The sequence below is a fragment of the Facklamia sp. P12950 genome (assembly GCF_050409465.1).
GTDB lineage: Bacteria > Bacillota > Bacilli > Lactobacillales > Aerococcaceae > Facklamia.
Genome location: NZ_JBNUPK010000003.1, coordinates 123667 through 135274 on the forward strand (window position 1 = coordinate 123667; position 11608 = coordinate 135274).

14 protein-coding genes and 1 other annotated feature are annotated in these 11608 nt (G+C 36.3%); of the genes, 10 read left to right on the forward strand and 4 right to left on the reverse strand.

Annotated elements, in window-relative coordinates:
• Positions 1–12 precede the first annotated feature (12 nt).
• The 6 genes from ACQV2Q_RS03925 (at position 13) to ACQV2Q_RS03950 (ending at position 4007) form a co-directional block, all read left to right on the forward strand.
• Positions 13–384, forward strand: a complete 372-nt coding sequence (locus tag ACQV2Q_RS03925; protein ID WP_428873115.1) for an initiation control protein YabA — start codon at positions 13–15, stop codon at positions 382–384.
• Positions 385–1173: a tRNA1(Val) (adenine(37)-N6)-methyltransferase gene (locus tag ACQV2Q_RS03930; RefSeq protein WP_428873116.1), complete on the forward strand. Its 789-nt coding sequence runs from the start codon at positions 385–387 to the stop codon at positions 1171–1173.
• Positions 1160–1534: a GIY-YIG nuclease family protein gene (locus ACQV2Q_RS03935; RefSeq protein WP_428873117.1), complete on the forward strand. Its 375-nt coding sequence runs from the start codon at positions 1160–1162 to the stop codon at positions 1532–1534. The genes ACQV2Q_RS03930 and ACQV2Q_RS03935 overlap by 14 nt, the downstream gene beginning before the upstream one ends.
• The gene (gene rsmI, locus ACQV2Q_RS03940; protein WP_428875231.1) at positions 1531–2418 is read left to right on the forward strand and encodes a 16S rRNA (cytidine(1402)-2'-O)-methyltransferase; all 888 of its coding nucleotides are present in this window, start codon (positions 1531–1533) and stop codon (positions 2416–2418) included. The genes ACQV2Q_RS03935 and rsmI overlap by 4 nt, the downstream gene beginning before the upstream one ends.
• Before the next feature lie 239 nt (positions 2419–2657).
• Positions 2658–3443, forward strand: coding sequence for a YdcF family protein (locus ACQV2Q_RS03945; RefSeq protein ID WP_428881966.1), 786 nt, complete (start codon positions 2658–2660; stop codon positions 3441–3443).
• Between the two features lie 9 nt (positions 3444–3452).
• Positions 3453–4007: a DNA-3-methyladenine glycosylase I gene (locus ACQV2Q_RS03950; protein ID WP_428873120.1), complete on the forward strand. Its 555-nt coding sequence runs from the start codon at positions 3453–3455 to the stop codon at positions 4005–4007.
• Positions 4008–4077: 70 nt separating this feature from the next.
• Here ACQV2Q_RS03950 and ACQV2Q_RS03955 read toward each other — a convergent pair whose 3' ends face one another.
• From ACQV2Q_RS03955 to ACQV2Q_RS03970, 4 genes are all read right to left on the reverse strand, one after another.
• On the reverse strand, positions 4078–4758 hold the full coding sequence (locus ACQV2Q_RS03955) for a PucR family transcriptional regulator (protein ID WP_428876052.1): 681 nt from the start codon (positions 4756–4758) through the stop codon (positions 4078–4080).
• A 45-nt stretch (positions 4759–4803) separates the two neighbouring features.
• Entirely contained in the window at positions 4804–5907 is a 1104-nt protein-coding gene (locus tag ACQV2Q_RS03960) for an ABC transporter ATP-binding protein (RefSeq protein ID WP_428881968.1), read from the reverse strand.
• A gap of 128 nt (positions 5908–6035) precedes the next feature.
• A complete protein-coding gene (gene mscL / locus ACQV2Q_RS03965) occupies positions 6036–6410 on the reverse strand; it encodes a large conductance mechanosensitive channel protein MscL (protein ID WP_428873123.1) in 375 nt (124 codons plus the stop codon).
• A gap of 86 nt (positions 6411–6496) precedes the next feature.
• Complete coding sequence (locus tag ACQV2Q_RS03970; protein ID WP_428875234.1) at positions 6497–7624, reverse strand: NAD(P)/FAD-dependent oxidoreductase; 1128 nt, start codon at positions 7622–7624, stop codon at positions 6497–6499.
• Between the two features lie 80 nt (positions 7625–7704).
• On the opposite strand from ACQV2Q_RS03970, the gene ACQV2Q_RS03975 reads away from it, so the two are divergent.
• From ACQV2Q_RS03975 to ACQV2Q_RS03990, 4 genes are all read left to right on the forward strand, one after another.
• A complete protein-coding gene (locus ACQV2Q_RS03975) occupies positions 7705–8472 on the forward strand; it encodes an NADPH-dependent oxidoreductase (protein ID WP_428873125.1) in 768 nt (255 codons plus the stop codon).
• A gap of 176 nt (positions 8473–8648) precedes the next feature.
• Positions 8649–8907: a binding site (T-box leader), on the forward strand.
• Between the two features lie 41 nt (positions 8908–8948).
• Entirely contained in the window at positions 8949–10004 is a 1056-nt protein-coding gene (locus tag ACQV2Q_RS03980) for a methionine ABC transporter ATP-binding protein (protein ID WP_428873126.1), read from the forward strand.
• Positions 10005–10024: 20 nt separating this feature from the next.
• Positions 10025–10741: a methionine ABC transporter permease gene (locus tag ACQV2Q_RS03985; RefSeq protein ID WP_428873164.1), complete on the forward strand. Its 717-nt coding sequence runs from the start codon at positions 10025–10027 to the stop codon at positions 10739–10741.
• Between the two features lie 15 nt (positions 10742–10756).
• A complete protein-coding gene (locus tag ACQV2Q_RS03990) occupies positions 10757–11584 on the forward strand; it encodes a MetQ/NlpA family ABC transporter substrate-binding protein (RefSeq protein WP_428873127.1) in 828 nt (275 codons plus the stop codon).
• Positions 11585–11608 lie beyond the last annotated feature (24 nt).

Below are 11608 nucleotides of genomic sequence, written 5' to 3' on the forward strand. Positions count from 1 at the left end.
AGAGGTGTTAGCATGTCTGAAATAAAAATTGAAGAACTTCTTATGCAAGTTAACCAAGAGCTGAATCAATTGTTCGAAACGGTTAACACCTTGTCGGAAGAAGTGACACGGTTAACTAATGAAAACAATCGGTTAAGGATGCAGCAGTACCAAGCAGTTGAGCAAATAGAAATTAAGCCATTAAAAGATGAGGAAAATCAAAAAAATCAAGTTATTGATAAATCAGAGCAAACGCTTGAGCATCGTCAAAGTGGGCAAGCTCGTCTTCAAGCCTTCTATAATGACGGTATTCATATTTGTCATCATTATTTTGGTAGTAAGCGTGAAACCAATGAAGAATGTATCTTTTGTCAAGACATTATTGACTCTTTAGGAGAGCAATAGATGACAAAAGAACTGTTTATGCCAAAACTGACTGATGAACAAATACGATTGGTGAAAGATGAAGAACGACTTGATTTTCTGATTCGAGAAAACCGTTATGTAATACAAAATCCAAATTACTTTCCTTTTTCTGTGGATGCCGTTTTGCTGGCGAATTTTATCACATTTAATCAGCGGTCCTCTTCCTCAAGGATAATGGATTTTTGTACAGGCGGTGGCATCATTCCTCTACTCTTATCGCATCGGACAGATGCTAAAATTCAAGCTATTGAGTTGCAAGCAGATATTGCGGATATGGCAAAACGATCGGTTCGATTAAACGGTTTAGAAGAACAAATTGAAATCATCCAGGGGGATTTAAGGCAATTAAAAGCAAATAATCAGCGATTAGATGTTATCAGCTGTAATCCTCCTTATTTTTCGCTCAATGAGGCAGCTAAATTACATTCTAATCCTTATCATGCTATTGCTCGTCATGAAATTCACTTAACTTTAGATGAATGGGTGAGCAAAGCGAGCCAATTACTTAAGCAAAAAGGCAGGCTATTTATTGTTTATCGCCCAAATAGATTAGACGATCTAATGATGAGTTTATTAAATCATCACTTTGCTATCAAACGCCTTTGCTTTGTCCATCCAAAACAAGCTGAAAATGCCAATAGTGTCTTGGTAGAGGCCATTGCCAGGGGAGGAAGACAAGGCGTTCGAGTTGAACCTGCAATTATCGTACATCAAGAAGATGGATCCTATACCCCTATGATGCAGGAGATCTACTATGGAAATCATTAATGATGAAGGGTTCTACTTTTATGTTTTATACTGTCATGACAAAACACTTTATGGAGGATTTACAACCAATCTTAGGCAAAGGTTAGAAGCTCATAATAAGGGCAAAGGAGCGAAGTATACTCGCGTTAAAAAGCGGCAGCCTTTAAAACTAATCTATGTTGAAAAGTGGCCGAATAAGTCTTTAGCGATGTCTGCGGAGTACCATTTCAAACAGTTAAATCGTCCCAAAAAAGAATATTACTTGGCTAAAAACGGTATGGCTAATTTTGATAAGGGTGTTTATATTATTAAAGATTACAGTCAGCATTTGATTTGTCATTTACAAAGAGATTTAAGCTTAAAGGAAGTGAGTGCATTTTGAATATTCAAAAGAGTTATCAAACAGAAAGCTCTTGTCTCTACTTGGTTCCTACTCCAATAGGTAATTTAGAAGATATGACTTTTCGAGCGGTTAGAATTCTTCAAGAAGTCGATCTAATCTTGGCTGAAGATACGCGAAAAACAGGAATTTTGTTGAAGCATTATGATATTAAAACAAGAATGTTTTCTTTCCACGACCACTCGAATCAATCGGAAGTAGATAAGTGGACGGCCTATATTGGAGAGGGACATACGGTTGCCCTAGTCTCAGATGCTGGTATGCCACTAATCAACGATCCTGGCCATCCTCTAGTACAATCCCTACTGGCTAATTCATTAGCCGTAATAAGCCTTCCAGGAGCGAGTGCCGCCATTACTTCTTTGGTTGCTTCAGGATTACCTGCAAACACCTTTACTTATTATGGCTTTTTTCCAAGAAGTAAAAATGAGCAAGTTGAGTTACTAACAGATATCGGAAGGCGAAAAGAAACGGCTATTTTTTACGAGTCGCCCTATCGATTAAAGCAATCTATTCAGCAAATTAATCAGCTGTTAGGAACGGATACAAAAGTGGTTGTAGCTCGTGAAATCAGTAAAAAGTTTGAGGAATATCTTAGAGGCACAAGCCAAGAACTAATCAATCATTTTGAGGAGCATTCTTTAAAAGGTGAATGTGTCCTTTTGTTGCAGTCTATGGGTCAATTAGATCAAAGGCAAACGCTACTCAATCCAGACTTAAGCTATAAAGACCAGGTTCAATCTTTAATGGATAAAGAGAAACTTTCAGCCAAAGCAGCCATTAAACAGGTTGCCCAAGCACAAAATGTCAAAAAACAAGAAATTTATGCGGCTTATCATGAATTGGATCTCGACAGAAAGGACTGAGCGGTTTGTTGTATTTTCTGTCTTTCATTTTATTTGTCTCATCCGTTTTGGTCTACGTTTTTAAATGGCGCAAAGTCTCATTAATTGCTTTGCTTTATTTTTCACTCCTGATAGTTTTTTTTGCGATACTTAATGAATCAAGATGGTATCTATTATCACTTATGCGCTATTTATTGTATTTTTCAAGTTCAGGAATTGCTATCATTATTCCCTTTTTTCTTTTGTTGTTAGCCTATTTAATGTTAAGTCGAATAGAAGATGACCGTTCGCTATCAGGCATGCGTATTTTTTTTAATTTGACGATCTCTTTTACTTTTGTTGGGATTGTTATTTTTACAGCATGGGTTGTTATACAAAGAAACTATTATATGACTCGGTTCTTAGCTATTTATACCTTAGTGGCTATGTACTTAATTATTAATTTTTTTCTTTTTATTGTTCTCAACCTTCTCTTGTTACTATTTAAGTTTAAAATGCGATCTAATGATATTTTATTAGTTCTTGGCGCCCAATTAACAGCGAACGGTGAGATGGACAAGACTTTAATTTATCGATTAAAAAAGGCATTAAAAATTTTTAAACAAAGTAGAGCAAAAGGTCAAAAGCTGCATTTAATTGTCAGTGGGGGAAATAGTCACGAAAATATTGCTTCAGAAGCTGAAAAAATGGCGAAATTTTTAATTGCTAATGGTATTGACCATCACTTCATTACTATTGAAGATCAGGCTCGAACGACTAGAGAAAATCTCATTAATATTCAAGAGCTTTTAAATGATTGTTTTCCTGAACGTGGGAAGACGCTCATTGTAACAAGTTACTTTCACCTTTTAAGGACTTATCTTTATGCTTGGCGCTTCGGTTTTGATTTAAGAGTCGTCGGGGTAAGAACCCAATTTGGTCATGGTTTTTTTGCTATTTTAAGAGAATACCTTGCTTTTTTTGTATTAACTAAAGAATTAAATTATTTTTTTATGATTGGATTATTAATTTATGGTATTCGTCAAGTGCTTATGATTTTCCAGTAGGAGGTAAAAATGCAAAGATGCCAATGGGTAGCGAATAAGCCTGATTATTATATTCAGTATCATGATAAAATATGGGGAAAACCAGAACATGATGATTTACTTTTGTTTAAATGGTTGGTGTTAGAAACGTTTCATATCGGCTTGTCGTGGCAACTAATTTTATCTAAAGAACAAGCTTTTGAACAAGCTTTTGATCAGTTTGACTACCGAAAGATAGCCAATTATCAAGAAGATAAAGTTGAGGCTTTATTAAAAAACGAAAAGATTATTCGTCATCGCGGTAAGATAGAAGCTACAATAACCAACGCTCAAGCTTTTATCAAAATTCAGCAAGATTTTGGTAGTTTTGATAATTATATCTGGCATTTCACCAACAGACAGCTAGTATTAAGACCAAAAAGTCAGAAAGAACCTAAGACAGCTTCAAAGTTAAGTGATGAAGTCGCTCGTTCCCTAAAAAATTATGGTCTTAAATTTGTAGGTTCAGTAACTATATATTCCTACTTACAAGCTATTGGTGTTATTAATGATCATGATGCCGATTGTACCTTTCGTTTAAAATAGTAAAAGCCCAATTACTTCCAGTAACTGGGCTTTTCATGTGTAATGTGTTTAAAATAATCGGTTATTCAAATTAGCAAATCAGTAAATATAAGAGAGTCAAGTCTGATATTAAGCGTAAATTCAAGCCGCTTGACTTATTTAAACGGTCAATTCGATAATTAAGCGTGTTGCGATGTAAGTACAAATCCTGGGCGGTTTTACTAATATTCCCCCCATTTAGAAAGAGTTGGCGTATCAACGCACGATCTTGATCATCTGAAATCGTTTGACCATAGTTAGCAAATTGGGCGAGATGACTTTCTTGTAAGTTCTTACCAACTTGTTGTAAAAGCAAATGGCTCATGCGATTAATGGTGTTTTTCTTAAGTAACCTCTGATGACTTTCTATCTGAGCCACGTCAAAAGAAATTTGATCTTCAACACTTTCTATACCAGTATAAGGAGACCCTATGATGACAAGCGCTGATTGTCCAAAGTCATCATTAAGCATTTTTAGAATTCCTTCCATCATTTGGGATCCTTGGTTAGCCCAAAAAGAATTGTGGATGACATAAACAAAGTGATGTGAATTTCGTTTTATATAATCAATAATGTTTTGACTGCTTGATCTGAGAGTAGATAACCACAAGGATTGATCAAAGTCTGTTTGCAAATGCTCAAAAAAGATATGAAACAGACAATAACCTTCTTTATGAGAGCCCTCTAAATCAAGAAGAGAGTGAGGAATTTGAATGACTCCTTTTGCTTTCATTGTAAGACCTCCTCGTAAATAAACGGTTTAAAGATTATACTTAATTTAGCGAATAACTTTTTCGCTTTCTTTATCGAAGAAATGAATTTTTTCCATATCGAAGGCTAATTCAATGGATTCTCCTGGAGTATATACTTCTTGTGCGTTTACTCTAGCAATGAACTCATCTGATCCAATCGTTAGATACAGCATGGATTCGGACCCCAGCAACTCTGCGACAGAAATCTTAGCATTAACAAGCGAGTCTTTAGATTTCGCAACAATGCTTGTTTCCGCGTGAATATCTTCCGGACGAATGCCAAGAATAATTTCTTTTCCTAAATAACCCTTATCTGATAACAACTTTTTGTGATGAGGGCTTAATGGCAAGTTAATACCTTGATTATTGGTTAAGGTATTACTTTCAATAGTAACAGTAAAGAAGTTCATAGCTGGTGAGCCGATAAAGCTTGCCACAAAAACATTATTGGGTTTATTATAAACTTCCTGAGGGCTACCTATTTGTTGAATATAGCCGTCTTTCATAATAACGATTCGACTGGCCATTGTCATAGCTTCAGTTTGGTCATGGGTTACATAGATAGTAGTTGTTTTTAATTGCTGATGCAGTTTGGCAATTTCTGCCCGCATTTGTACGCGCAATTTAGCGTCAAGATTTGATAAAGGCTCATCCATTAAAAAGACTTTGGCATCACGAACAATCGCTCGACCTAAAGCGACTCTTTGTCTTTGACCACCGGACAGAGCGGCTGGTTTGCGGTTTAAAAATTCAGTTAAGCCGAGTAAGTCAGCGGCATGATTGACACGTCGAGTAATTTCACTTTTATCATACTTACGCAGCTTTAAACCAAAAGCCATGTTGTCGTAGACAGTCATGTGCGGGTAAAGGGCATAATTTTGAAAGACCATAGCGATGTTTCGATCCTTAGGTGCTACGTCGTTCATCAATTTACCATCTATAATCAGTTCGCCTGCTGTTATTTCTTCTAAACCAGCAATCATTCTTAAGGTGGTTGATTTTCCACAGCCGGAAGGTCCAACAAAGACGATGAACTCTTGATCAGCTACATCTAAATTAAAATCAGTTACTGAATTGGTTTTTGCGCCTTCATATCTTTTATTAATCGACTTTAAGTTTATTTCAACCATTTTAATCCTTCTTTCTTACATAATAATTCTAGCTTAACTGAAATTTGTGGATTATACGATAGGCAATGTGCACAAGAAAAGGGAAATCCCAGAAAAGCTGGGCTTGTCTGGGTATTAAAACTAATTAATTATTTACTTTTTAATTCTGAGAGTATATCTTGTAATAGTTCGACTTCTGAAGGGCTTGCTGGCTCTTCTTCTGGAGAAATAATTTTTTTATTTTGTGCTTTTTCTAAAGCTTTAAGTGTGATAAATAAGAAGCTACCAATTAAAAGAAAATTAATAATTGCTTGGATAAATGCTCCATAAACAATTTCAGTCTTACCAACTGTCAGAACAAGACCTGAAACATCTGCTTGACCTGTAATGGCTATAATGAGTGGCATAAAAATATTATCGACTAAAGAAGTAACAATTGCTGTAAAAGCTGACCCTAAAATAATCCCAGTTGCCATAGTAACAACATTTTTATTTGCAATAAAACCTTTAAATTCTTTCCACATAAAAATTAATTCCTCCGTAACAATTCATTTAATACTTATAGAGTACCATGAATTCGAAATAAATCAATGTTGAAATTTTTCATTTGCTATATTTTATGAACAAGTTGGTGACTGGAAATAATTTCTTCGGGAAGATCCCAATAATTATTGATGATTTTATGGACCCATTGATAAGCTAGATAGGGTCCACTTGTTAAGCCGGAAGACCCTAAGCCAGAAATTGTCCATAGATTGGATAAATCAGGGATGGATCCGATTAAGATATCGCCATTGTCAGTGAAGGCTCGAGTACCTACTTTTACTCGATAAAGAGGATAGTTAAAAACATCCGGAAAAATTTGCTCAGCCTTTGTTTTTAGCTCTTTGATAACCATGGGATTAATGGTTAAGTCTTTTGCTTGGTCATCTTCATGACTTGCGCCAATTACTATCTCACCATTATCAAAGGGAAGGATATCAATGCCACCCGGTGACATAATAACAGGCCAGTTGTTATCGACCCATTGTGGGTGGTAGATAGAAAATAGCTGGCCTTTTTGAGGGCGTAAGTTACAATCAAACCGCAAGGAGCTTAGAAGTTCTTTGACAGCGGGTCCTGCTGCCAAAAGGACCTGATCTGCAGTAAATGAGTCTTGATCAGACTGAATCAAAAAGCTCTTTCCTTCTTTAAGCAACTGAACTTCTTTTTTAACTATTTTCCCCCCTTTTGTTAGAATCGCTTTATGTAATAAAGCAACCAATGCCTGTCCATCTACTCGGCCACCCCCTTTAATTAAAGAGCCAGGCCAAGGGCTATCAATAAGAGGAAACAAATCATGAATTGCTTCTTGTGTTAGTGTTGAAACTTTTCCGATAGAAGGAGATTGCTCTCTTTTTGAATCTGCGTTTTCAAGATCTCTGTGTAAGTCTTTTTCATTTTTACGTAGAATCAAAGTCCCAGTTTCCTTAAAAAGACTGGAAGCATCAAATCCGTCTTCAGTTAAATCTTGAATAAATTGACGGTAGAATTCTGCACCATGAACGACAAGGTGATACCATTTTTTATTTCTTCTTTTGGAAAACCAAGGACAAATAATTCCAGCCGCCGCCTGGCTGGCTTGACCAACTTCTTTATCGAGAAGAATTACTGGATAGCCAGAACGAGTCAGATAATAGGCAGCTGTCGATCCAACAATACCACCGCCAACAATGATAAAAGGAAAATGTTTTTTCAAAAATATCCTACCTTTCATTAATAGAAATTAAAATCAGTAAATGCTAAATTAGAGACATCAAATTAAAAGGAGACCTTTTTATGGAAGAAACACTCAGACAGATTCAAAATCACCGTAGTATTCGCTTTTATAAAGATCGCCCAGTTGCAGTGGAAACTCGTCAGCAACTAATGGAAACTATGAATGCCAGTCCGACTTCAAATGGGTTGCAGGCCGTTTCAGTTGTCCGTATTACTGATCGTATTTTACGCGAAGAATTAGCCAAGGTTGCAAAACAAGCCTATCTTGCCGAGGTGCCTGAACTATTGATTTTTCTTGTGGATTGGCATCGCAATGCTGAAATAGCTAAGGCTAAAGGCTATCAAGGAGAAAAATATCGCTCAATGGATTATTTCTTTCAGGGAGTGGCTGATGTTTATATTCAAGCTCAAAGCTTAGTGATCGCTGCTGAATCTTTAGGATTAGGAACGGTTTATTTTGGATCGATTTTAAACGATTCAGCTAGAGTCATTGAACTATTAAAACTACCTGACTTGACTTTTCCTTTAGTAGGGGTTGGGTATGGCTATCCGGACGATCAACCCCCATTGAAACCACGAATGCCAATCGAATTTAAATTATCTGAAAATTATTATCGCGCAAATCCAGATTATCTTCAAATGTTGGCAGACTATGACAAGGAAATGACACAATACTATGACACTAGAAATAGCAACCAAAGAGTGGATAGCTTTACTAATCAAGTTAAAAATAAAATTGCTATTGGCGAAAAGAAAAGAGCCCAGTTAATGCAAGTTGTTAGTAAACAAGGCTTTAATGTAATGCTAGAAGATGGAATGGATTATTAAAAATTAGAAAATAATATTTTTGATGAGAAAAGAGTGAGGGATTTAATCTAGCGATTCCTTAAATATAACTAGCTATATGCTTATTGCTAAGGTAGTTATCCTTCAATAAAAATTTTTTGTAGATTAATGGTTGACAGGATTGTTTTTTTTGATTAGAATACTTCTAACAAATCGAATGAAACACGTAGATGTGGAAAGTAGATCGTCAGACTATTTTAAAGAGAGCTTGAGTAGGGTGAAATCAAGCAGTAGGAAGCGATTGAAAATGGCCATGGAGTGGTTATCCTGAATGCATAGCAATAAGGATAAACGGCTGCAACCGTTAGTAAGCCTCAGTATAACAAGTGATACTCACTTGCGTACTGGCAGAGGTAACCTTAGTGATGAGGTTACAAATTAAGGTGGTACCACGAAGTATTAACTCTCGTCCTTTATTGGAGGAGAGTTTTTTGTGTTTTATTGAAAGGAGTGAATACTTGATTGAATTAAAAAATGTATCTGTCACTTTTGAAAAAGAAAATAAAAAAATCCAAGCGGTTTCAGGTGTAAGCTTACAGATACAAGCGGGGGAAATCTTTGGCATTGTGGGTTATTCTGGTGCCGGCAAATCCACTTTAGTTCGAACAATCAATCTTTTACAAAGACCTTCTAGCGGGCAAGTGATAATAAATGGAGTTGATTTGATGCAACTGTCAGCGTCTGAATTGAGAAAATCTCGCAAGAAGATAGGGATGATCTTTCAGCACTTTAATTTGATGAATTCAAGAACGGTGGCAGAGAATGTTGCTTTCCCACTTAAAGATTTAAAATTATCTACTGCTGAAAAAGAAGCGAAAGTGTCTGCTTTGTTAGAAATGGTTGGCATATTAGATAAAGCTCAAGCCTATCCTGAACAGTTATCAGGTGGGCAGAAGCAAAGAGTAGCGATTGCTAGAGCCTTAGCTACAGACCCTTCAATTTTATTGTGTGACGAGGCAACCTCTGCTTTGGATCCTAAAACCACACATTCTATTCTTGATTTGCTAAGGCAGTTAAATCAAGAATTGGGCTTATCGATTATAATGATTACTCACGATATGAATGTTGTTAAAAACCTCTGTCATCGAGTGGCTGTAATGGCTGAAGGGCAAGTGATTGAAGAGAATGGCATTGTCGAAATGTTTACCCAACCTCAAAACCCATTGACGCAAGAGTTTATAAATATGGCTACCCACTTTGATTGGGACTATGAATTAGTGCTTAAAGAAATGCGAGGAGCTAACTCTTCAGAAGATTATTTCATCGCTCGCTTATCCTTTGTCGGTCAAGAGGTGACGGAGCCCTTTATTGCACAGTTAGCCAGAGACTATCAGGTACATTGTAATATTTTATATGGTAATATTGAAGCTTTAAGAGGATCATTTGTAGGTAATCTTGTTGTCACGGTTGAATCAAAGTCGCAAGATTGGGAACGAGCTTTAGTCTTTCTGGAAAAACATAAAGTAAATGTCGAGATTTTAACCGATAGGGAGGGTGTTAAGTGGATGAATTAGAAGTAAATGTATATTCCTTTATTAATGACCAATTCCCCAATTTATCATCTTTTTTAGAAAAATGGTTACCCAATGCTTGGCCCATTCTCGACGAATTTATTGTTGCAACTATCGAAACCTTATATATGCTGATACTGACCATCCTTTTTGCAGGTTTATTAGGTTTAATGCTTGGCGTAGTTATTGTTGTAACAGGACCAAAAGGTATTTTAAAAAACCAATGGATTTATCAAGTCTTAGACAGTTTTATTAATATTTTTAGATCCATTCCTTTTATTATTCTTTTGGCTTTATTAGTCCCTTTTACACGTATGCTTGTAAATACTTCCATTGGCCCGACGGCGGCTGCCATTCCTATCATTGTAGGAACGATTCCCTTCTTTGCTAGGCAGGTGGAGATTGCTTTGTTAGAGGTAGATGAAGGGATTGTTGAAGCGGCTCAGGCCATGGGGTCTTCACCGTGGGACATCATATGGCGTGTCTATATTCGAGAGGGCTTAGGATCTTTATTAAGAGTATCTGCTTCGACTGTTATTAATGTTATTGGCTTGACAGCTATGGCGGGTGTAGTAGCTGGAGGTGGCTTAGGAACCGTTGCGATCGCTAGAGGCTATCAAAGAAGTCGTTTTGACGTTGTCATAGTAGCAACCTTATTGATTTTATTAATTGTTTTGATCAGTCAATTGCTATTTAATTGGTTGATTCGAAAGGCAGAAAAACATAAAAGAAAGTATTAGAAAAGGAGAATTATGATGAAAAAATTTTTAAAAGTATTATTAGTGGGTTCTTTATTAGGGGGGGTTACTCTCAATAATGTCTTCGCTGAAGATAAAGAAGATTTTTCAGGTCAGAGTGTTTCAGTGGGTGTCGCTTCAGAATATGAAGAAGATGTTTGGCAAAGTGTTGCTGATATCGCAGAAGAGGAGGAAGGAATAAAAATCAAACTGGTTCTATTCAATGACTATGTTCAGCCAAATATATCTTTGTCTGATGGATCGATTGATTTAAATGCCTTCCAGCATGTTGAGTTTTTAAATGATTGGAACCAAGCTAATGACGGAGATTTAGTATCGATAGGTTATACATATGTTGCACCTTTGAAAGTTTACTCTGAAAAAATTGATTCTCTCGATCAATTAAAAGAAGGAGATAAGATTGCTATTCCAAATGATGCGACAAATGGGGGGCGTGCTTTACTAGCTCTTGAACAAGCAGGCGTGATTGAAGTGGATGATGAAGCGGGTGTGTTAGCTGAAGTAAGTGATATCACCAAAAATGAATTGAATTTAAAGTTTGAAGAATTAGATGCTGCACAATTAGTGTCGGCTTTACCCGATGTAGCAGCTGCGGTTATTAATAATAATTTTGCCAATGATGCAGAACTCGAAGAAGATCTCGTTATTTTTAACGATGCGGCGGATATTGAAAAGCTACCAGATTCATATAAAAATATTATTGCTAGTCGTAAGGAAGATAGTAAAAACCCACTATTTTTAAAAATTGTAGAACTTTATCAAAGTGAACAAACAGCTAAAAAAATAGAAGAAGTTTCAAAGGGTTCGGATCAACCTGCTTGGTAATAATAGTGATACGACATGTTGAGC